Source organism: Paenibacillus sp. CH40 (assembly GCF_024213605.1).
GTDB classification, from domain to species: Bacteria; Bacillota; Bacilli; order Paenibacillales; family Paenibacillaceae; genus Paenibacillus; species Paenibacillus polymyxa_B.
This window is the reverse complement of sequence record NZ_JANAVQ010000002.1, coordinates 143858-164721: the sequence shown is the minus strand read 5'-3', so window position 1 is coordinate 164721 and position 20864 is coordinate 143858. Positions and strand designations below refer to the sequence as shown.

The window sequence follows — 20864 nt, the reverse complement described above, 5'->3', positions numbered from 1 at the left end:
TTTTTGTGTTAAAAAGCTCGCAGATTAAGGAAGCTTACGGTACAATAGATGCTAGGCTACAGGTGACAAGACACCTGAATATACGTCTACATACGATATATTTTTAAGGGAGAGCAAATCATGAGTGAATTAACTTCATTACCACCAGCCAAAAAAAGAAAATTGCTGTTTAGCGCAGGGCTCAGCTGGTTGTTTGATGCTATGGATGTGGGGCTGCTTTCATTTATAGTCGCAGCGTTGGCAAAGGAGTGGCATCTGGGATCTGAGCAAATTGGACTGCTAACTGCAATGAATTCGATAGGAATGGTGTTCGGGGCCGCTTTGGCGGGGATTTTGGCTGATCGTTACGGCAGACGTGCCATATTAGTGTGGACATTGTTGATCTTTTCTATTGCCAGTGGCTTATCCGCTTTGGCGACAGGTCTCGGAATGCTGCTGGTGCTGCGTTTTATTGCTGGTGCAGGCTTGGGGGGGGAATTGCCTGTTGCTTCGACGCTGGTGTCAGAATCAGTGCCTGTGAAAGAACGAGGGAGAGCAGTTGTGCTGCTGGAAAGCTTCTGGGCGGCAGGTTGGATCCTTTCGGCTCTTATTGCTTATTTTGTTATTCCAAAGTATGGTTGGCAAATGGCATTTATTCTCGGCGCAGTACCTGCGCTGTACGCTCTTTATCTGCGCAGAGCTATTGATGATTCACCGCGTTATAAGCAGCAAAGCGTCAAACTTCCGCTGCGTGCACGATTGGCTTCGATTTGGTCGGGACCCCATCGCAAGTCTACGCTGATGCTGTGGATTTTATGGTTCACAGTTGTATTTTCATACTACGGCATGTTCTTGTGGCTACCGAGCATGATGTTTATGAAAGGTTTCGAACTGGTTAAAAGCTTTGAGTATGTGCTGATCATGACGCTTGCGCAACTACCAGGTTACTTTACCGCCGCCTATCTGATTGAAAAGCTGGGGCGCAAATTCGTACTGATCATCTACTTGCTGCTCACAGCAGTGTCCGCCATTTGGTTTGGCACCTCGGAAACGGCGGGAATGCTGCTAGCTGCTGGTATCTGCTTGTCCTTTTTTAATCTTGGTGCATGGGGAGCCATGTACGCCTATACTCCGGAATTGTACCCGACAGCTGTACGTTCAACTGGTGTGGGTATGGCGGCTGCGTTTGGCCGTATTGGAGGCGTTATCGGGCCTTTTACGGTCGGTATACTCGTAGGACAGGACGTAGCGCTACCATCTATCTTTGTGATTTTCTTCGTAGCTATCTTGATCGGAGCTGCGGCTGTATGGTTGCTGGGTACGGAAACCAAAAATCAGGAGATTGACTAACCTTTACATTCACCTGTGTAAAGATTCATAATATAAGAGAGAGGAGTGACCTGAAATGGAGCATACCTTTCTGCTCAAGGCAGACTGGAACGGGGGGCGCAACAGCGACGGCCGTATTGAGGCTGGACAGTTGCGGACTGCAATTTCGATCCCGGCTGAGATGGGAGGCCCTGGTGTGGGCACCAATCCAGATGAAATGCTGCTCGGTGCCGCCGCTACCTGCTATTTGATTACGTTGGCGGCGATGATGGAGCGCGCGAGTCTCCCGGTGGCATCACTGGCGCTGGAATCCGAAGGGATTGTCGATGTAACGAACAATATTTTTACATATCGCCGAATTGTGCATCGTCCGCAGGTTCAATTGGCCGCCGATGCGACAGAATCGCAGATCGAACAAGCATTGCGACTGGCAGAGCAGGCAGAAACCTCATGCATGATCTCGCGTGCCGTAGCGGGAAATGTGGCGTTGTCCACAGAGCCCGTGGTGGAGCGCGCCTCTTAAAGCGATATTTGTAACAGGAGCAATCATTCCAATTGCCCATCATTTTTTTAATCCAAGGAGGACACAACCATGACAGCACAACAAAAATTGCTCGTATTTGCAGGCTCTTACGCCGAATTGGAAGGTAACGGAGTTTATTCGTACACTTTTAATGAACAGACAGGAGCACTTACACTACAGGATGAGTTCTCCGGCTTGAAAAATCCTACATTCCTGAATGTGGACGTCAAAAATCGGAAGCTGTATTCCATTGGAGAGACGACTTCTGCTGCAGGAGCGAAAGTAGGCGAAGCCTCTGCTTTCGAAATTGACCCAGTTAAAGGAACATTTACATTGCTGAATCGTGCGGAAAACGTGGGTGCAACAACTTGCCACATTCAGCGTGATCCATCTGATCGTTACCTTATTGTAGTCAGCTACCACGGTGGTATGGTGGGACTGGTGTCTCTAACTGAGGACGGACGTATCGGTGAGTTGCTGGATGTTAAACAGCATGAGGGCAAAGGAACGCATCCTGAACGTCAGGATCGTCCACATCCACATTCCAGTTTCTTTAGTCCGGATGGTCGCTTCCTGTTCGTACAAGATCTCGGTCTGGATCTGATCCGCGTTTACACCATTGATGACAGCAAAGGACAACTGGTGTTTCATGGTGAAACGAAAACCCATGCAGGTGCAGGTCCACGTCATTTGACGTTCCACCCGAATGGTAAATTTGCTTTTGTCATTAACGAAGTGGATTCTTCCATTACTTCTTTTGCATATGATACAGAGGCTGGCAAGCTCACTGAGCTTGAGAGCGTACCGACATTGCCGTCTGACTTTACAGGTGAAAACACAACTGCTGAAATTGCGATTTCGGGGGATGGAGCTTATCTGTACGGTTCCAACCGTGGGCATGACAGCATTGTCGTATACGCTGTAGACGGAGCAACTGGCAAGCTGAGCCTAGTCGAGCATGTATCTGCTGAAGGAGAGCATCCACGCCATTTTGCTCTGACTCCAAATGGTGACCATATGCTTGTGGCGAACCGCGACACCAACAACATCGTTACGTTCAAAGTGGACAAGGCAAGTGGACGCTTGACCTACACCGGGCAACAAGTAACCGTATCCAAGCCAGTATGCGTACAGCCTTTTTACTTTTCTGTGTAAAAGGAGCGTTACATTTATATCATGCAGAGTGACAAAGTAACGGTATGCGGCTTGTGACCGCTACGAGGACGGATCATTCTTCCGATCGCTGTTGCCCCCAGATTTCTTGTTTGTATGTTCAAGGGTAGAAATCCGGGGGCAAAGGCGAACGCTCCGCTTCTTCAGAACAATTCCGTCCTCTCCGCTGCTTTAGTATTTTTGGCAACCATACTCTTATACAAAAATAAAAGAATCAGTATATGTTGATGGTTTCGATAGAATTAACCAAGCATAGAAAATGCTTAAAGAAAACGGCTGTAGGCTAACCTACAGCCGTCAGGCTGTCGAGAAACCCCCTGTTTTTTTGCAGGGGGTTTAAAACTGTCTTAGTGGTCTAAAAACTAGGGTCCTCAGATCGTTTTAAATCGATTTTTGTTTTAAAAGATGCGTCTCCCCATATAAAAATAGAAGTGTCGAAAAGTCCTCTGGACTTTCTCGACACTCTGACGGCTGTAGGCTAACCTACAGCCGTTTTACTTTTACACTTAACTATTTCTAAAGAAGTCATTACCTACGAAAATAAACTAAAATTTTAAGGTTACAAAGAAGATACGAATAATATCGGTAGAATAAGGGTACATATGTTATAAGCGGGACAAGAACCTCTTAAGCATCTCCAATGCGTAATGCAAATTCAATATAAGTGTTAGAGGTTTTAAATGAAAGGATGCATTTTATTCTAAGTATCAATTTAGCCCGTTATTTTTATAGTGACGATATCATGGAAAATGAGAATGGTAGATATAAACTGAGTAACGAAGCGGGCAGATGGATTTCGGAGAAGCGATAGCATTCGCCTTTGGAACCTGATTTTAACCATTGAAATATATTCAAAAAATCAGGTTCCAACAGCGATCGGAGAAACCATCTGTTGCGTAGTGGGCCTCACAGACCGATAAGAGTATATAAAGGAGAGATTCACATGAAAATTATCATTACACAACAGGAAGCCGTCGACAAAGGAATATGGACAGAGATCATGGGGATGTTTGCTGTAACCAAAGAGGACGAAGTATGGCAAAATGAAGAGTTTATTCTCACCGAAGAACAGGCACGTCAGGTCGGGTTATTAAGATAGCAAAGATAAATAGGACTTATTATCAAGTTTTAAGACCAAGTCTTAAAAAATCGTAACTTCTTTTTTATGTATCTGATACACTTTTTAACCGTGCAACGTTTATGATAAGTACACAAGGGTAATGAAGCTTACAGACACCGTGTACATACCCAAACGGCAAGGAGAGATCAGACATGATGAAACTAGCTTCGAAATGGACCGTATTGGCTTTAATGATGATGCTGATTACGACGGCAGGGGCAACAGCGCAAGGCTACACGCCTGTAGCAGCTGCTGAAAATCAGGAGACCGTATATATAAACCAAATGGAGATTCGTGACGGACAGATTTATTTGTCGGCAGACCCGATTGAATGGTATGAAGGCGCGGCAGCTGACAAAGCATTATTGGAGCATGAAGGAAATACAGGATTGGATGGAGCTCCAGATGGCTACTACATCGTAAACAATTCCGTGCAAAATGACGTGTATCAGGTTGCACCAGATGCTTCGGTAGAGGTGCAGATTTATGATCACACGGGTAACATAGAAGATACAGACGTGCAATGGAACGAATCGATTCCTCTGGCACAGTTTGAGAAAGATTTTGCTAAAAAGGACGTTATGGACCTCAGTCAATTTCCATACCATGTTACGCTTCGTGACGGTAAAGTTGTAAAAATCGTGCAGCAATTCATTCCTTAAAATAGAAGTAATCTCATTTCACAAACACGTGCTTTCACTTGATTATAGATCAGGGGAGCACGTGTTTTTTATACTTTATAACAAAAAAGAGGATATCCAGCCCATATAGGGCGCGGATATCCTCTTCTCTTCATAATATATGATTAGAACGATTTTGCTGTGTCCACTGCACGTTGTACGGCAGAAGCAACGATTTCTTGTGCTTGATCTGGAGCTTGGTTATGTCCTTCCAGAACAACTTTCACGATGTCTTTCACTCCGAAGAAGGATAAGATGTTGTTCATGTAGTTCAAAGACATTTCAGCTGCAGCAGCTGGTCCTTCGGAATAAACGCCGCCTCTTGCATTCAACAGGGCTACTTTAGTTTCAGTTACGAGACCAACTGGACCTTCAGCAGTGTATTTGAATGTTTTACCAGCTTGGTTCAGGTAATCAATGTACGTATGCAGTACAGCTGGAATCGTCATGTTCCAGAGCGGGAAAGCAAATACGACTTTGTCTGCTGCCAGGAATTGATCCAGGTAGCCATTAGCGATGTTTGCCAGGCGAGCTTCTTCTGCGTTCAGCTCCATGCCTCTAGCGGATTTGAACGTGCCGTTGATCATGTTAGCGTTCAAATAAGGAAGCTCAACGGAGAACAGGTCCAGCTCAGTGATTTCATCAGTTGGGTGGGAAGACTTGTAGCTTTCTACGAAGGCGTTATACAATTTAACTGTTGCAGATTCTTCAGCTGTACGATCATTAGCTTTGACAAATAATACTTTAGACATGATTTATTTCCCCCTAAGTAAGTTGAATAAGTAAGTTAAGTTAGTAAGTTACCACGTAATATTACAATATAAAGATAATATCTGTCAACACTTTTATATTAAATTTACTTTGAAAAGCTACTTTATTTTTTACACTGTAAATTTTACGTGTTTCTTTTGCAAAATATCAGTTTTGCGGTAAAATTTAAATGTAAAGTCTAATGAAGAGAATGGTTTGAGTAGGCGAAGAAGAAAATGAACATGGTGCCTGTAAGATATGGCACAATAGTTGAACGAAAAAAGGTGAGTAGCTTGAAGATAGGTTTTTTTGATTCAGGATTGGGTGGAATTACAGTATTGTCCGAGGCACTAAGACGTTTGCCAAACGAAAATTTTGTATACATGGCGGATACGCTTCATGTGCCTTACGGGACGAAAACTCCTCAAGAGGTGCTTGGTTATGTCAAGGCTTCAGTAGAAACGATCCTTAAAGAAGATGTTAAGGCATTGGTCATTGCCTGCAATACGGCTACAAGTATCGCAGTTGCGGAGCTAAGAAAGGAATATCCTATTCCGATTATTGGTATGGAGCCAGCTGTGAAGCCAGCGGTCGAGATGAACCGAGCCAATGGTAAAAGAGTTCTGGTGTTAGCCACACCATTGACGTTGAAACAATCCTGTTATGCAGCGCTGGTATCCAGGGTTGACGATCATGGGAGCGTGGACTCACTACCTCTGCCGGAGCTAGTACATTATTGCGAACAGTTGAATTTTGACCGGGCAGAAATGTTCGAATATTTTAACCGTGAGCTGTCTTCGTTCAATCTCGACATATATGGTACGGTGGTATTGGGATGTACTCATTATCCTTTTTATAAGGAAATTCTAAGGGAACTACTACCTTCTCATATTCAGTTAATTGACGGGAGCCAGGGAACAGTTAGGCGGTTGAAACAGGTGTTGTCTGAGCGTAATTTGCTGGAACCTTCGCCAAAATCCGGTCCATCGCAGGAGGGACACATTACATTTCTATGTTCTAGTCAGGATGAGGCCTATGTGCATAAGATGGAGCGGGCGCTTGAAATCTATGCGGAGCATGAAAAGATTTATTTTTAAAAGAAGAGTGGCTGGCGAACGTATGGGAGCTAAATGAAATATCCAAATCGCCAGCCGCATTGTGGATCAGACGCATGGAGGGAGGCGTGAGATGGATGTTCAACTGATCCTGAATGAGCTTCACGAAACGGGCGTGCTTGAAAGCCATATGCGAAATCTCAAACCGCTGACTGGCGGAACTTCGAGCAAAGTGGTAGTTGTCATGGACGGAACTAAGCCACGATACGTGATTAAGCAAAATGATCCCGCTGTCGTAGAAGCCGAGGCAGAATTCTTACATACCTATGTACAGATTGAGAAACTATCGCGTTTGGTTTATGTAGATCCGTTGCACCGTTATTTGGTATACACGTTCAGGTCAGGGTTCACACAGTATCATGGAAGAAACAAAAGCGATTTGTTGCTTCGTCTGGCAACGGAGGTGATCTCGCACTACAAGCCTTGTGGTGAGGAACGTCATTATGGTTATCCGGATCACCCGTTTGTGGAATGGAGAGATTTTCTGCTGCACAGAACGAAGGAATCTGGAAAGATCATACAAGGCGTTTTACCCCGAGAGAATCATTGGTTCGTTCATACCCTTGTGGCTGGATTGCCGCAACGTAATATTAAATATTTGCTTCATGGTGACTGTGGGGTACATAATTTTGTGTTTACCGAAAACGGCACATTGACGGGTATTATTGACCCTGATCCAGTGGTAGGAGAACCTCTGTATGATCTGATATACGCCTTTTGTTCTTCACCGGATAGGTTGACCGTCGATACTATTTTGCCTGCCTTAGAGAAGCTTGAGCCGGAGATGACAGGGGAATACGAGCTGAACAGGGAAGTGTTACTGGGGTTATACTTTCGTATAGCTACCTGCATTCGCCATCATCCTAAAGACCTCGATAAATATACAGAAGCGTGGACCTACTGGCTAGACAGGGTACGCTGAAAGGAATAGGGAACATGAGCATACAAGGGTGGAATCATATTTGCTTTTCCGTGTCTGATTTGGAGAAGTCTATACATTTCTATCAGAATGTACTAGATGGAAAACTGCTCGTTAAAGGACGTAAGCTGGCTTATCTGGACTGTCTGGGAATGTGGTTGGCTCTCAATGTGGAAGAGGATATCCCGAGAAATGAAATTCATCATTCTTATACGCATATTGCATTTTCGATAGCGGAAGCTGATTTTGAGAGTATGCTCAACAAGCTGAGAACTTTTAATGTTACCATTTTGCCTGGACGAGAGCGGAATGAACAGGATAAAAGATCGGTCTATTTTACAGATCCAGACGGACATAAGTTTGAATTCCACACAGGACAATTGCAGGACCGCTTGGAATATTATAAAAAAGATAAAAAGCATATGACTTTTTATGATTGATTAATTGACGTGTAGGTATTAAGTAATAATTGGGGCGCATTTAGGAGGAATACGGAAGGATGTCACTTTCTCAGGAAAACGGTTCCAAGCAAGCGCAAGTCGTTAAAACGATGACGGTTTTTGCAATCACTTGGCCGATTTTTATAGAGATGTTGTTTCACATTTTGATGGGTAGCGTGGATACGTTCATGCTAAGCCATGTTTCTGATGAGGTTGTATCGGCTGTGGGTGTGTCAAGACAGTTGATTGAATTTACGATTATACTTTTCAATCTGCTTGGTCTTGGTGTAGGTGTGATCATTGCTCAGCTATTGGGGGCGCAAAAGCATGTGGATGCAAGCCGTGTTACGGCTTCGGCACTAACCTTTAATCTGGTGTTTGGTCTGGCGCTGAGCTTGATGTTTATTGTGAGCCGGGATTTTTTGCTATCCTTTTACCATATTACCCCGACGATCAAGGAAAATGCAGAGATTTATATGATGCTAGCAGGGGGTTCGCTGTTTCTGGAAGCGCTTATGCTAACCGCAGGTCCGGTTATTCGATCGCATGGTTTTACTAAAGATACGATGATCGTGGGCATTGGTATGAATATATTGCATATTGTGGGGAATGCGCTGCTCATTTATGGCTGGTTTGGTCTGCCGCAGATGGGAGTGGCGGGTGCAGCGATTTCAACGGTTATTAGCCGTGCTGTAGCATGTGTCTGGATTTTTCTACTGCTGTACAAGCGTGTGAGTGCGCCGATTCGCATCCGGTATTATGTACAGCTTCAATGGAGTAAGCTGGTAGCAATCCTGAAGATTGGTATTCCTGCCGGGCTGGAATGGTTGTCTTATCAACTTAGCCAAATGATGGTGACCCGGTTTGTCAGCTTTATGGGTACAACAGCGATCGCAACCCATTTTTATACGAATACAATTGTGTACTTTTTTATGGTATTTGGAATGGCTGTAGGTGAGGGGACGGAAATTATTGTTGCCCGTCTGATTGGAGCAGGAGACAAGGAAAAAGCCTATCATCAACTTTTACGGAGCCTAAAATGGTCTTTGGTCATTACGATTGCTGTGATCGTGGTAGTATCCTTTTTCCGATATGAAGTGATGGCGATCTTTACAGATGAGCCGGCGATCATTCAATTAGGGGCAGCGATTTTGCTGTTCTGTATACTGCTGGAGCAGGGCCGTGTGTTTAATCATGTTGTCATTAACTCCTTGCGAGCAGCGGGAGATGTTCAGTTCCCGTTAATGATGGCCATTATTTCAATGTGGGGGATTAAAATCCCGCTAGCATATGTGCTGGGTATTCATATGGGATATGGTGTGCTGGGTGTGTGGATTGCACATGCCTGCGATGAGTGGGTACGAGGCATTTTCCACTATTTACGCTGGAAGGGTCGGAAATGGAAGCACAAATCGCTGTTATCTAAGGCTGAACTTCAGGCGGAATCAGTCTAAGGCTGAAAAAGATTCTACAACAGACATTCTCCAAGCAAATTGGGGGATGTCTGTTTTTTTACAAAAATAAGCAAAATGGGGATGTTCAAACTTTTCAAAAATTGCTAGAATATAGTAACCTCGAACGTAGTAGAGGTTTTCAAATTTTTCAAAGTTTCAAAGTTTCAAAGACGGATGGTTTCCGATTGAATCCATGAAGGAGGGAATAGGATGGAACGTAAAGTGCATATCATTCCTTACCAAGTGATCAAGCAGGAGCAACAAGTGAATGAAATACCGCGAGGGGTAGAGCTGATTCAGGCTCCTGCGGTATGGAACCAGACTCGAGGCCGAGGCGTGAAGGTGGCGGTGCTGGACACGGGCTGTGATTCGGACCATCCTGATTTGAAGGCGCGCATTATTGGCGGCCGGAATTTCACGGATGATGATCAAGGTAATCCGGAAATTTTCAAGGATTACAACGGTCATGGTACGCATGTGGCGGGAACTATTGCGGCAGCAGAAAATGCGGATGGTGTCGTGGGTGTTGCTCCAGAGGCAGACCTGCTCATCATCAAAGTGCTAAACAAGCAGGGCTCCGGTCAATATGACTGGATTATTCAAGGCATCTATTATGCGATTGAGCAAAAGGCAGATATCATATCGATGTCACTTGGCGGTCCTGAGGATGTGCCAGAGCTTCATGAAGCAGTAAAAAAGGCTGTAGCTAGCCAAATCTTAGTCATCTGTGCAGCTGGAAATGAGGGAGACGGTGACGACAGAACGGACGAGCTCGGCTACCCCGGCTGCTATAATGAAGTGATTAGCGTAGGTGCTATCAACTTTGATAGGCACGCCTCAGAATTCAGTAATTCAAATAATGAGGTGGATTTGGTTGCACCGGGAGAAGATATTTTGTCCACCGTTCCGGGCGGCAAATATGCGACCTTTAGCGGAACTTCGATGGCTACTCCGCACGTAGCAGGTGCATTGGCGTTGATTAAGCAGCTGGCGAATGCGAGCTTTGAGCGTGATCTTACCGAACCGGAATTATACGCACAACTCATCAAACGCACGATTCCACTCGGTAATTCTCCTAAGCTGGAGGGCAACGGTCTACTGTACTTGACGGCAGTGGAGGAGCTCTCCCGTATTTTCGACGCACAACGTGTAGCTGGAATACTCACTACAGGATCATTGAAGGTTAAATAAACCGTAACTTCAGCTTCGGATATATAGCGGCTCTCCTAAAGGGAGGGTCGTTTTTTTGGATTTCAAATCTTAGGAAAAACTCCATTTACATTGCATTCAAATGTCGGGTAACATATACCTCAAAGATAGGCATGAGTCAGAAGTGGAGGATGAATATGAACGATATCATGGCGCAAGCTGACGAGCTTAGACGAACAGGGCAAGCAGAGAAAGCACGTAAGCTTCTTTTAAAGGCATTAGAACAGCAGCAAAATGATGCAGAATTGTGGTATCAGACAGCTTGGACACATGATTCATTGGGCTTAGAGAGGGAAGCGGTTGCCTATTATGAAAAAAGCCTAGGTATGGCGTTATCCGCAGAATCAAGGAAAGGAGCCATCCTGGGATTAAGCAGTACATATCGTGTATTGGGAGATTACGCCAAGGCGAAAGCGTGGTTGGACACAGGAATGAACGAATTTCCGGATTACAGACCGTTTCGGGTATTTTACGCGATGGTGTTATACAATCTGGGGGAATACGGGAAAGCCATGCAGGAGCTGCTAATGGAGGTGGCTGAGACGACCTCGGATTTATCTACACAGGAGTACTCACGTGCTATTCAATATTATGCAGATAAACTGGATCAGATCGAGGCATAGGTGAACCGGAGTGAGAGCATAAGCAGTAACGTATATATATGCTCGTACATAAAAAGATCACAGTCAGAGAGCAGTAATTCTCTTCCCTGACTGTGATCTTTTGCTGTTTATTGTTTAGCTATAGGGTCCGTAACTTGATGAGTTATATAACTGTGATTATTGCGCACCTTCAGTAACGGCAATTTCTTTCTCCAGGTTTTCTCTGGACAGGTTGGCCTTCAAGTAATCCGGCGTATCGGGCAGGACCAGGTGCAGATTGGATTTTTGACAAATGCGGATGGTACACTTTTCGACGATAAAATCAAAGACATGCCCGCCACCAGTGCGTTCATCGTTAATAAAATGCAGATGAAATCCGGCTACCCCAATACCTTGAGCATAGGCAGGTGTCCAAAAACCTGTAATCACGCCGGAAGCCTCATTAAAAGTGAAGGTAGGCTGTGACTTGGTCGCTTCGATAAAAGGTTTGTATGGTTTAACTTGGTGAGGCACGGTCCGTGTCTTTACTTCATGAAAAGTGCCATCCATACGGAAGGCATAGAACAGATTACGGCTTGGAAACAACGTTAACAGCAGAGCTTCCAGCTCTTCACGATGCATAGGGCGGTCAATAGTATATGTGAAATCTTCCTGGAAAAAGGTGACGGTGGAAAAAGGTGTAGTTTCTTCCGGTTTTACGCGATGGGCCGTACCGTCTGGAAGCAAGTGATAAAATTCACCATCGAACGCGATCATCTCGCCATTCAGTTGATCAAAGGTACCAATTCCGAAATCCCCGTGCTTTTGCAACTCCTCAAAGGCAACAACTCCGTCATAAAGACCATCTAATAGAGCAAGCATAGTGGAGGTTTGGTAAATATCATGATCAGCTTCTTGCTTGGTTTCCAATTGCGCAACGGTCATGGCAATACACTTCCTTTTATAATTGTATGCATTTATTTTCTTTCTTTTTCAATAATAAACGTAAAATTTCAGTAAATAACATGAATAACTCAAAAAAATCATAAAAAAAACGTTATACTCCATAATTGTCATAAAGCCGTCACGAGTGAGGCATGGTTAAGGTTAGTTTAATTGGTTAGGCAGCAGTTTACGTCCCAACTGGATGTTATCCTGATAATCAATCGGAATATCGACGACCACAGGACCATCGGTATGAAGTGCCTGCTGCAATACACTTTCTAGTTCTTCAGGAGAGTGCACGCGTAATCCAGTGGCGCCGAAGCTTTCAGCATATTTGACTACATCAACATCTCCAAATTTTACACCAGACGTTCTTCCGTATTTAATCTGTTGTTGAAAAGCGACCATGTCATAGGAACCATCTCTCCATACGATATGCACCAACGGTGAGTTAAGACGTACGGCGGTTTCGAGCTCCATGGATGAAAAAAGAAATCCTCCGTCTCCAGAAATAGAAACGACTTTGTGACCGGGATTGACGAGTGTGGCAGCAATCCCCCAAGGCAGCGCTACGCCTAGCGTCTGCATTCCGTTGCTGAATAGAAGGCGCCGCGGTTCATACGAACGGAAATATCGTGCCATCCAAATATAGTGTGAACCGACATCACAGGTGACTGTGACGTTATCATCAATTAGGCTGCGCAGTGTACGAATAAATTGCAATGGATGAATCAGAAAATCATGCTTGTGTGCGGGAACAGCCGCTTGCTCGTTTAGATCATGGCGCAGACGATTCAATTGGTCGCAGGAGGATTTAGGTAGCTTTAAGGTAGGTAATTCTTCTGCAAGGCTACCCACAATCAGGGCTATATTTCCGATTAGCTCGTAATCAGGTTGATAATCATGATCAATATCGGCTTGATGGTCATCCAGATGAATGAGTGTTCGGTTTGCCGGAATGTTCCAGTTTTTTGGATCGTATTCGATAGGATCATAGCCAATCGTCAGTACCAAATCTGCGGCTCCAAGAAGCATATCACCCGGTTGATTGTGGAACAGACCCACTCTTCCAAAATAGTGGTCTTCTAGTTCACGGGAGATGGCTCCAGCGGCCTGGAAGGTTTCGACAACAGGCAGATCTGTATCTCGGATGAGAGCACGGATAGCTGCGGTGGCTTCAGGCGTGCTGGCTTTCATGCCGAGAAGAAGTACGGGCAGCTTGGCTTTTTTGATTTGCTCTGCGACTTGTTTGATGAGTCCCGCGGGTGCGGTTCCGAGTTGGGGAAGAGAAACCTTCTCAATGACTGTTACTTCAGATGACGAAGTCAACACGTCCTGCGGCAGGCTGACGAATGTGGCTCCAGGCTGGGCTGAGGTCGCAATTCGAAATGCATTAGCAATTGCTTCCGGTACATTATCAGGATGTTCTACTTCTACACTGTATTTGGTGATGGGTTCGAATAGTCCGGCGTTATCCATGGATTGATGCGTGCGTTTCAAGCGTTCGGATCTTGGGACTGCACCCGCAATGGCGACGACAGGATCACTTTCTGCATTAGCGGTGACAAGTCCTGTCGCCAAGTTAGATGCGCCTGGACCTGAGGTAACAATGCATACGCCCGGTTTACCGGTTAATCGACCGACTGCCGCTGCCATAAAGGCGGCATTTTGTTCATGACGACATACGATCAATTCGGGCCCCCGATCTTGAAGAACATCAAAAACAGAATCGATCTTGGCACCAGGAATGCCAAAAATATGGGTAACCCCTTGCTTGATCAAGCAATCGACAACAAGGTCGGCTCCTTTTGTATCGGATATAGTTTTAGTTTGAACAGCTTGCACTTTTGTACTCAATGCTACCACCTCTTCTTCTTCTCTGTGAAATAACTAATGAAATACTTTTAATGTAAATCAATGGATGTATATTGCAATTATAATACAATAACTGGTATTTTCAAGAAAGAAATTTTCAGAAAAAAAGAGAAAAATATATAAAACGTTTTCAAAGTTTGATCTATCAAGGAAAATTAAAATTGTGGAATTTTCTTGTGGTGTCGGTCTCGAGAAGGTATAGAACAGATCTATCCCAAATGGAGGCAGATCATTTTTATCCGCTCACATGATAAAAATCACTTTCCTCTACAAAGGATAGCGGTTACAATGTAATTGTTGTTAACGTAAACATTAAATTTAAGGTGAAGCAAACCAGTATGACATGATGTACAGGTATCATATTATAGTTGTATTGTCCTGTACAAATCATATGGATTTCCTACTGCTATGGGGAATGAAATTGTTAAAAGGCAAGTAGTGTCTCGGACATTTTTGTTAACGTTAACAAATTGCTAGGAAACACGATTATAGAAGGGATGAGAAAGTAATGACCAAAACGTTTTTAGACGAAAACTTTTTGTTGAGCAATCCAACGGCTGAAACCTTATATCATCAGTATGCCAAGGATATGCCGATTATTGACTATCATTGCCATTTAAGTCCACAAGAAATTTATGAAAATAAAAAGTTCAAGAATATTACGGAAGCCTGGTTGTACGGAGATCATTACAAGTGGAGACTTATGCGGGCCAATGGGGTCGAGGAGCGTTTGATCACGGGTGATGGTGAAGATTATGACAAGTTTTTGGCTTGGGCCAAAACCGTACCTACACTAATCGGCAATCCGCTGTACCATTGGACGCATTTGGAGCTTCAACGCTTTTTTGGTGTCTATGAGCTGCTGAATGAACAGAGCGCACCTGTAATCTGGGAAAAGGTAAACCAAAAGCTGCAAGGAAAGGGCTTTGGCGCACGAGATCTGATTGTGAACTCGAAGGTAACTGTGGTGTGCACCACGGATGATCCGACGGACCATCTCGAATACCACAAACAAATCAGCAAGCTGAACGATTTCCCAGTGGCAGTGCTGCCAAGCTTCCGCCCCGACAAAGCTTTGGAAATTAATCGCGAAACTTTCCAGCCTTGGGTGGCTCGGTTGGGTGAAGTCAGTGGACTGGATGTTTCTGGTCTGGAAGGATTTTTGAATGCGCTGGCGAGCCGGGTGCGCCATTTCCATGCTGCTGGAGGTCGGGTATCTGATCATGCGCTCGATACTGTTGTCTATGAAGAAACGACACTGGAGGAAGCAGCAGCCATATTCAGCAAGGGGCTGGAGGAAGGCCATGTGACTCCTTTAGAGGAGGCGAAATATAAATCGTACGTTTTGGTTTTTCTTGGCAAACAGTATGCAGAACATGGCTGGGCTATGCAATACCACATTCACGCGCTGCGTAACAATAACACGGCAATGTTCCGTCATTTGGGACCGGATACAGGCTACGATGCCGTAAATGATGGCTCGATCGCTCGTCCATTGGCGGCATTGCTGGACGCACAGGAGCTGGCAGGAGGATTACCGAGAACGATTTTGTATTCGCTTAATTCGGTTGATTATCCAGTACTGGCAAGTCTCGCGGGCTGCTTCCAATCCGGTGGAACTGTAGGGAAAATCCAGTTTGGCACGGCATGGTGGTATAACGACCACATCGAAGGTATGCAGGAGCAGATGAAGTTGCTGGCTAACTACGGGGTGCTGTCCCGCTTTATTGGTATGCTGACGGATTCCCGCAGCTTCCTATCCTACACACGGCATGAATATTTCCGCCGTATACTGTGTGACTTAATTGGAACGTGGGTTCAGGAGGGTAAGGTGCCTGCGGATCTGGAACTGCTCGGAGCAATGGTACAAAATATTTGCTACAATAACGCCGAGCAATATTTTAATTTCCCAACGGTTGTTCATAGTAAGTGAAGTTATTGCCTAGGTGAGAACTCACTAACTTCATAGAAAAAGCTCTTGCCAGGAGCTTGTTTCAAAACTCCGGTAAGAGCAATGGAAAACAAAATAGTTATCAACTGAGGATTTTGCAAAAATCCCATAAGCGACTTCCAATGAACAAGATATAGATCGAAATGGTTTAGTTCGTCTGTATCTTGCACTTCGGAGCGACTGGAATCGAATTTTGCAAAATCCTGAACTAATTATGTGAAAATAATTACAAACATAGAGGAGTGTGTAGGTATGGGAGTGCCTATCGTGCAGGAGAGCGTCCAAACTGACAACAAGACAGGCGAGCATATTAGCCTGAAAGAAAAGATTTCGTATGGTATGGGTGACTTTGGAAACGGATTCATGTTTGATTTGGGGCAGTTGTATTTGCTGAAATTTTTTACAGATGTAGCTGGGGTTTCTGCAGGAGCCGCCGCAGGCATTTTCCTGGTCAGCAAGCTATTTGCCGCCGTCTGTGATCCCATTGTCGGGTCCTTTGTTGATTATCGCAAACATATCGGTACACGTGGAAAATTTAGACCTTTTCTTATCGTTGGAAGCGTTATCCTTGCAATTCTTACGATTCTTACCTTTATTTCGCCGAATATTTCGCCCACTGGAAAACTCATTTACGCTTACGCGTCCTATATGATCTGGGGAATTGGCTACTCTATTGTAAACATTCCATACGGCTCGTTGGGTGCCGCTATTACGCAGGATACTCATCAGCGTGCCTCATTGTCATCTTTCCGTCAGGCGGGCTCGCTGGGCGCATTATTCGTCACCAGTGTCGTTGTCATGCCGCTAATTTTACTGTTTCCTAACCACCATGTTGGCTATCCGGTTGTGATGGGAATTATGTCACTCATTGGTGTGATCGCTTTCATCATATGTTACCGAGGAACGAAAGAACGTATTATTAGCCAGTCCGGGCCAAAAGAGAAGCTATCTATAGGCGTTATCGTGCATACCTTTACGAATAACAAGCCTTTGCTGGTACTCGTTTTGATGACGATTTTCACCATATCCGCGTACAATATCAAGTCCGCACTGCTGATCTATTTTGCCGAATATAACTTGGGGCATGTAGAATTAATGGCTTATATGAATTTTATTATTATCGGTTCGTCGCTACTGGGTGTGTTGTTCCTGCCCAAGCTGGTACGGCGCTTCGGTAAACGAAAAACAGCCATACTGGGGATGCTGGTTAGTGTCATTGCCGACTCCATTAACTTTTTTATGCCTTCCAATGTATACATTTTCACAATCCTGGCCAGTATTTCGTTCATTGGTATTAGTATTCCTAACGGGGTTACCTGGGCATTCGTGTCCGATATCATTGATTATGGCGAATGGTCATCCGGAGAGCGTAAAGAAGGGATTACTTACTCGTTATTTAACTTTTCACGTAAGTTGGCTCAATCCTTGTCTGGCTTTCTATCGGGTATTGGACTAGCGCTCATCGGGTATGTTCCGAATGTGGTTCAGTCCTCTGGAACGCTGCTTGGGATCAAGGCATTGCTTTGTCTCTATCCGGCTGTTGCCCTGGCTTTGGCCATGCTGGTCATCGGTAAAATGTACAAGCTGACTGACAGCAGACATGCAGAAATGGTTCAAGAGTTACAACGTCGACATGCGGATAACCGCGTATAATTTGTGAAAGTCTTCTTTTCCGGGCGGCTCCTGTGGTATGGTGGGTATATAATTTTTTTAGAGCCTCACTAAGGAAAGGATACGTATATGGCAGCTACCATTAAAGACATTGCCAAGTTGGCTAATGTTTCCCATACAACCGTCTCCCGGGCGCTCAATAACAGCCCGCTGATTAAAGAAGATACGAAACGCAAAATTATGGAGTTGGCAGAGCAACTCAATTACATTCCAAATTTTAATGCCAAAAGCCTGGTTCTCCAGCGCTCGCATACGATTGGCCTGTTTTTCACCAGTATTTCAGAAGGCACCAGCTCCAGTTTTTTTGCGGATACCATCCGTGGAGTTAATCATGTCATCGGGGTGGATTACAATCTGTTTGTGCGAGGGATTGACGATTACGCCGATTTTTCGGCCATTCACCGCAAGCGTTTTGATGGAATCATTCTGATGAGCCAGAGCGAGGCGGACAACCCTTTTATTTATCATGTGCTCGGTCAAGGCATTCCGCTTGTTGTACTGAATCGGCAGGTATCCGGGGCGGGGATTGTAAATGTGATTTCAAATGATAAGGAAGGGTCCTATGAAGCGGTTTCCTTTCTCGTTGAGAGTGGGCATGAACGCATTGCGATCATTGAAGGGGTAGAAGGCTTCAAGTCTACCCAGCAACGCCGCGAGGGTTTTATGAATGCGTTGATTGATAGTGGTAAGCCGATTCGACATGAATATATCGTGCAAGGCCATTATGATACTGAAAGCGGAAGCCAGGCAATGAAGCAACTGCTTTCCTTGCAGGAGCCGCCGACAGCGGTATTTTGCTCTAACGATGATATGGCTATTGGGGCAATGAATGCGGTATTCGAAAATGGCTTGAAGGTACCAGAGGATATCTCTGTCATTGGTTTTGACGATATCGGGTTCTCAATGTATACGACTCCACCGTTAACAACGGTCAAAAGACCGATTGAGCAGATAAGTGAGCGCGGAGCCGCCTGCATTCTGGAACGAATTCAGTCACCGTCCAATGAGGGTGAGCTTATATTTATGGAGACCGCGCTCATGAAGCGGAAATCAACGGCAGGCAGACCACGCTGAGTCTCGTTTAATTAACAGGCAGGCCAAAGGGGCAGAAACCATGCTAGATGTATGGTTTCTGCCTCTTTTAGGTTAAAATGTGCTCCGCTTCGTCTGTATTTAACGAAAGAGATTGGTTTTAGCTAGTTCTACAATCTCGTCACCGCGTCCGTTCAGCATCGCTTTCATCATCCACAGTGTAAATCCTTCTGCTTGTTTAAGATTAATTTTGGGTGGCATGGATAGCTCTTGACGGTTCACCACCACGTCTACCACAACAGGGCCATCATGAGCCAATGCTTGCTGAATGGCATCCTCCAGCATTGTCGGATCTTCAACCCGGATGCCCTTGAGTCCCATGGCTTGCGCTACAGCACCAAAATCAGGATTCACCAGTTCCGTGCCGTTTTCCAGGAATCCGGCCGCTTTCATTTCCAACTCGACAAAACCGAGAGCGCCATTATTGAAAACAATGACTTTGATAGGCAGCTGATGCTGCTTCAGGGTGAGCAGGTCGCCCATCAGCATCGTGAGTCCGCCATCGCCTGAGAGGGCAATCACTTGTCGGTCAGGCTCAGTGGCCTGCGCTCCGATCGCCTGCGGCAGGGCATTTGCCATCGTGCCATGGTTGAACGAGCCGAGAAGCCGACGCTGACCGTTCATCTGCAAATAACGCGCCGCCCATACAGTGGGAGTACCGACATCACAAGTGAAAATAGCATTTTCCTGCGCGGCGTCACTGATGACCTTGGCGAGATATTGCGGATGGATCGGCGTATGACCTGGTTTACCGACGGCAAGGTCATCCAACTCCTGGCGTACCTTGGTATAGTGGGAGACGGTTTTCTCTAGATGCTTGGAATCATGCTCTGATGTTAAATGCGGTAGCAGCATTTCCAATGTGGCTTTTACATCCCCGCATAAACCGTACGTCAACGGAGTACGTCTGCCGAGATGGGCTGGCTCTATATCTACCTGTAGGACAATCGCATCTTCAGGGTAAAATTGTCTGTAAGGGAAGTCTGTTCCGAGCATAAGCAGGACGTCACAATCCATCATCGCATGGTACCCGGAAGAATACCCGATCAGTCCAGTCAATCCAGCATAATAAGGGTTGTCATACTCTAGATATTCCTTGCCTCGCAGAGCGGATACCATGGGGGACTTTAGCTTGTCACATAACTGCATGAGCAAGTCGTGAGATTGTGCACAGCCAGCGCCGCATAGTAACGTAATTCGTTTGCCTTTATTCAAATATTCGGCCAGTCGGGAAATTTCGGAAGCTGACGGATGCACTACAGGTGCAGTGGGATGGTAGACATGTTCAGGGACGGGTACCTTTTCCGCCTCCAAAGCTGCTACATCACCGGGAAGAACAATGACGGAAACACCTGAACGTGAAATTGCCTGTTGAATGGCCATGGTCACCGTTCTGGGAATTTGACGCGGTGTCGTAATCACCTCACAGAAGTGACTGCATTCTCCGAAAAGATGCTCAGGATGCGTAGCTTGAAAATATTCACTTCCAATTTCGTCGCTTGGAATATGAGCGGCAATAGCCAGTACAGGCACCCGATTGCGGTGGCAATCATATAAACCATTAATCAGATGCAAATTTCCGGGACCACTGCTTCCAGCACATACAGCAATGCTGCCACTAAGGTCAGCATCTGCTCCAGCTGCAAAGGCAGCCACTTCTTCATGCCTTACATGAATCCATTCGATTTGACCGTTGCTGCGAATGGAATCAACCATATTATTTAGAGAATCTCCAACAATGCCATAAATCCGCTTGACCCCTGCATTGACCAAAACTTGTACAATAGTATCTGCGATTGTCTTCATAGATGTTCCTCCTGCCTAGTAAGTAGTGTTATCCTGCCCGTGCTTTCTTGCGTCTATTCTTCTGAAATGTATATAAGAACAAGGTCTCGGGATAGGGTGATAGTTAGCCTTAACCGTCTTAGATCAGGTGCGAAACAACAGAAAAAGGACGATATACTTGCAGATTTTTATATAAACGTATATGTTAACGTGTTCATATTATTGTCATTATTATTTTTTTAAACTAAAAATGTTGATAAAACTATTTTGTTA

Annotated in this window: 18 protein-coding genes; 14 read left to right on the top strand and 4 right to left on the bottom strand. The window is 45.1% G+C overall.

Annotated elements, in window-relative coordinates:
* The first annotated feature begins 120 nt into the window (after positions 1-120).
* From NLX73_RS07155 to NLX73_RS07135, 5 genes are all read left to right on the top strand, one after another.
* Entirely contained in the window at positions 121-1329 is a 1209-nt protein-coding gene (locus NLX73_RS07155) for an MFS transporter (protein ID WP_254325779.1), read from the top strand.
* Between the two features lie 55 nt (positions 1330-1384).
* Positions 1385-1831 (top strand): OsmC family protein, encoded by a 447-nt coding sequence (locus tag NLX73_RS07150; protein ID WP_013310026.1) that lies wholly within the window; start codon positions 1385-1387, stop codon positions 1829-1831.
* 69 nt (positions 1832-1900) lie between these two features.
* Positions 1901-2986, top strand: coding sequence for a lactonase family protein (locus NLX73_RS07145; RefSeq protein WP_254325778.1), 1086 nt, complete (start codon positions 1901-1903; stop codon positions 2984-2986).
* A 961-nt stretch (positions 2987-3947) separates the two neighbouring features.
* Positions 3948-4103, top strand: a complete 156-nt coding sequence (locus NLX73_RS07140) for a hypothetical protein (protein ID WP_172828312.1) — start codon at positions 3948-3950, stop codon at positions 4101-4103.
* Positions 4104-4276: 173 nt separating this feature from the next.
* The gene (locus NLX73_RS07135) at positions 4277-4786 is read left to right on the top strand and encodes a hypothetical protein (protein WP_254325777.1); all 510 of its coding nucleotides are present in this window, start codon (positions 4277-4279) and stop codon (positions 4784-4786) included.
* Between the two features lie 143 nt (positions 4787-4929).
* On the opposite strand, the gene NLX73_RS07130 is transcribed toward NLX73_RS07135, so the two are convergent.
* The gene (locus NLX73_RS07130) at positions 4930-5556 is read right to left on the bottom strand and encodes an FMN-dependent NADH-azoreductase (protein ID WP_043882169.1); all 627 of its coding nucleotides are present in this window, start codon (positions 5554-5556) and stop codon (positions 4930-4932) included.
* Between the two features lie 240 nt (positions 5557-5796).
* Here NLX73_RS07130 and murI point away from each other — a divergent pair, with 240 nt between their 5' ends.
* From murI to NLX73_RS07100, 6 genes are all read left to right on the top strand, one after another.
* Positions 5797-6651: a glutamate racemase gene (murI, locus tag NLX73_RS07125; protein ID WP_254326044.1), complete on the top strand. Its 855-nt coding sequence runs from the start codon at positions 5797-5799 to the stop codon at positions 6649-6651.
* Between the two features lie 91 nt (positions 6652-6742).
* Complete coding sequence (locus NLX73_RS07120; protein ID WP_069291763.1) at positions 6743-7591, top strand: aminoglycoside phosphotransferase family protein; 849 nt, start codon at positions 6743-6745, stop codon at positions 7589-7591.
* A gap of 14 nt (positions 7592-7605) precedes the next feature.
* Positions 7606-8028, top strand: a complete 423-nt coding sequence (gene fosB / locus NLX73_RS07115; RefSeq protein WP_061830328.1) for a metallothiol transferase FosB — start codon at positions 7606-7608, stop codon at positions 8026-8028.
* 59 nt (positions 8029-8087) lie between these two features.
* Positions 8088-9482 carry an MATE family efflux transporter gene (locus NLX73_RS07110; protein ID WP_254325776.1) on the top strand — a complete coding sequence of 465 codons (1395 nt, stop codon included), beginning with the start codon at positions 8088-8090 and terminating at the stop codon, positions 9480-9482.
* A 210-nt stretch (positions 9483-9692) separates the two neighbouring features.
* Entirely contained in the window at positions 9693-10673 is a 981-nt protein-coding gene (locus tag NLX73_RS07105) for a S8 family peptidase (protein ID WP_061830330.1), read from the top strand.
* Between the two features lie 155 nt (positions 10674-10828).
* On the top strand, positions 10829-11314 hold the full coding sequence (locus NLX73_RS07100) for a tetratricopeptide repeat protein (protein ID WP_061830331.1): 486 nt from the start codon (positions 10829-10831) through the stop codon (positions 11312-11314).
* Positions 11315-11470: 156 nt separating this feature from the next.
* Here the strand turns inward: NLX73_RS07100 and budA are convergent, their stop codons facing one another.
* A complete protein-coding gene (gene budA / locus NLX73_RS07095; RefSeq protein WP_025722973.1) occupies positions 11471-12217 on the bottom strand; it encodes an acetolactate decarboxylase in 747 nt (248 codons plus the stop codon).
* A gap of 162 nt (positions 12218-12379) precedes the next feature.
* A complete protein-coding gene (alsS, locus tag NLX73_RS07090) occupies positions 12380-14083 on the bottom strand; it encodes an acetolactate synthase AlsS (protein WP_172828313.1) in 1704 nt (567 codons plus the stop codon).
* Positions 14084-14600: 517 nt separating this feature from the next.
* On the opposite strand from alsS, the gene uxaC reads away from it, so the two are divergent.
* The 3 genes from uxaC to NLX73_RS07075 all read left to right on the top strand — a co-directional run bounded on the left by uxaC (position 14601) and on the right by NLX73_RS07075 (position 18788).
* Positions 14601-16025, top strand: coding sequence for a glucuronate isomerase (gene uxaC, locus NLX73_RS07085; protein WP_254325775.1), 1425 nt, complete (start codon positions 14601-14603; stop codon positions 16023-16025).
* A gap of 270 nt (positions 16026-16295) precedes the next feature.
* The gene (locus NLX73_RS07080) at positions 16296-17696 is read left to right on the top strand and encodes an MFS transporter (protein WP_061830333.1); all 1401 of its coding nucleotides are present in this window, start codon (positions 16296-16298) and stop codon (positions 17694-17696) included.
* An 87-nt stretch (positions 17697-17783) separates the two neighbouring features.
* Positions 17784-18788, top strand: a complete 1005-nt coding sequence (locus NLX73_RS07075; RefSeq protein ID WP_069079639.1) for a LacI family DNA-binding transcriptional regulator — start codon at positions 17784-17786, stop codon at positions 18786-18788.
* A gap of 99 nt (positions 18789-18887) precedes the next feature.
* On the opposite strand, the gene poxB is transcribed toward NLX73_RS07075, so the two are convergent.
* Positions 18888-20612: a ubiquinone-dependent pyruvate dehydrogenase gene (gene poxB / locus NLX73_RS07070; RefSeq protein WP_069291767.1), complete on the bottom strand. Its 1725-nt coding sequence runs from the start codon at positions 20610-20612 to the stop codon at positions 18888-18890.
* Between the last annotated feature and the right edge of the window lie 252 nt (positions 20613-20864).

Bases quoted from the DNA above. Each gene is read 5' to 3' on its own strand.
- NLX73_RS07155 (WP_254325779.1), top strand. From the start codon at position 121: ATGAGTGAATTAACTTCATTACCACCAGCCAAAAAAAGAAAATTGCTG.
- NLX73_RS07150 (WP_013310026.1), top strand. From the start codon at position 1,385: ATGGAGCATACCTTTCTGCTCAAGGCAGACTGGAACGGGGGGCGCAAC.
- NLX73_RS07145 (WP_254325778.1), top strand. From the start codon at position 1,901: ATGACAGCACAACAAAAATTGCTCGTATTTGCAGGCTCTTACGCCGAA.
- NLX73_RS07140 (WP_172828312.1), top strand. From the start codon at position 3,948: ATGAAAATTATCATTACACAACAGGAAGCCGTCGACAAAGGAATATGG.
- NLX73_RS07135 (WP_254325777.1), top strand. From the start codon at position 4,277: ATGATGAAACTAGCTTCGAAATGGACCGTATTGGCTTTAATGATGATG.
- NLX73_RS07130 (WP_043882169.1), bottom strand. From the start codon at position 5,556: ATGTCTAAAGTATTATTTGTCAAAGCTAATGATCGTACAGCTGAAGAA.
- murI (WP_254326044.1), top strand. From the start codon at position 5,797: ATGGTGCCTGTAAGATATGGCACAATAGTTGAACGAAAAAAGGTGAGT.
- NLX73_RS07120 (WP_069291763.1), top strand. From the start codon at position 6,743: ATGGATGTTCAACTGATCCTGAATGAGCTTCACGAAACGGGCGTGCTT.
- fosB (WP_061830328.1), top strand. From the start codon at position 7,606: ATGAGCATACAAGGGTGGAATCATATTTGCTTTTCCGTGTCTGATTTG.
- NLX73_RS07110 (WP_254325776.1), top strand. From the start codon at position 8,088: ATGTCACTTTCTCAGGAAAACGGTTCCAAGCAAGCGCAAGTCGTTAAA.
- NLX73_RS07105 (WP_061830330.1), top strand. From the start codon at position 9,693: ATGGAACGTAAAGTGCATATCATTCCTTACCAAGTGATCAAGCAGGAG.
- NLX73_RS07100 (WP_061830331.1), top strand. From the start codon at position 10,829: ATGAACGATATCATGGCGCAAGCTGACGAGCTTAGACGAACAGGGCAA.
- budA (WP_025722973.1), bottom strand. From the start codon at position 12,217: ATGACCGTTGCGCAATTGGAAACCAAGCAAGAAGCTGATCATGATATT.
- uxaC (WP_254325775.1), top strand. From the start codon at position 14,601: ATGACCAAAACGTTTTTAGACGAAAACTTTTTGTTGAGCAATCCAACG.
- NLX73_RS07080 (WP_061830333.1), top strand. From the start codon at position 16,296: ATGGGAGTGCCTATCGTGCAGGAGAGCGTCCAAACTGACAACAAGACA.
- NLX73_RS07075 (WP_069079639.1), top strand. From the start codon at position 17,784: ATGGCAGCTACCATTAAAGACATTGCCAAGTTGGCTAATGTTTCCCAT.
- poxB (WP_069291767.1), bottom strand. From the start codon at position 20,612: ATGAAGACAATCGCAGATACTATTGTACAAGTTTTGGTCAATGCAGGG.